Annotated in this window: 1 protein-coding gene; it reads right to left on the bottom strand. The window is 62.7% G+C overall.

The window, feature by feature from the left end:
• On the bottom strand, positions 1-640 hold a 640-nt coding region (locus NW819_RS04825), incomplete at both ends, for an aspartate-semialdehyde dehydrogenase (protein WP_414413058.1).

The following is a 640-nucleotide window of genomic DNA, read 5'->3' as shown; positions in this document are numbered from 1 at the left end:
GATTTGCCGGGCTTTTTCCACGGGGAAGGGCTGTTCAAACTCCAGGTTGAGGGCCTCGGCGTGGGTACGTAGCACCGGCACCCGCACGCAGGTAGCTGTCAGCCGCAGGTTGGGGGATCCCATAATCTTGCGGGATTCGTTGACCATCTTCATTTCTTCCTGACAGTAGCCGTTTTCTTGCAGGGGGCTGTTGTGGAGGAAGAGGTTGAAGGCAATGGGGTAGGGGAACACCTGGGGCTGCAACGGCTGCCCCTGGAGGTAGGCGCGGGTTTGCTCTTGCAGCTCCACCATGGCGCGGGCCCCGGCCCCACTGGCCGATTGATAGGTGGCGGCCACCACGCGGCGCAGGGGGATGTGGCGATGCAGGGGGTAGGTGGCCACGCACATTAGGATGGTGGTGCAGTTGGGATTGGCAATGATCCCTTGGTGACGGAAGGCTTCCTGGGGGTTGACCTCCGGCACCACCAGCGGGACATCGGGATCCAGGCGGAAGGCGCTGGAGTTGTCAATTAGCACTGCCCCTGCCTCGACGATGGTCTTGGCCCAAGTTTTGGAAACACTTGCCCCGGCAGAGGCCAAGACCAGGTCCAGACCCCGAAAGGACGCTTCTGCAACCGGCTCCACCGGGATCCGCTCCCCC

Origin of the sequence: Synechococcus sp. R8-2, from assembly GCF_047461715.1 — a bacterium.
Lineage (GTDB): Bacteria > Cyanobacteriota > Cyanobacteriia > Thermostichales > Thermostichaceae > Thermostichus.
The sequence above is the reverse complement of the archived record's forward strand: the minus strand, read 5'-3'. Positions and strand labels throughout refer to the sequence as shown.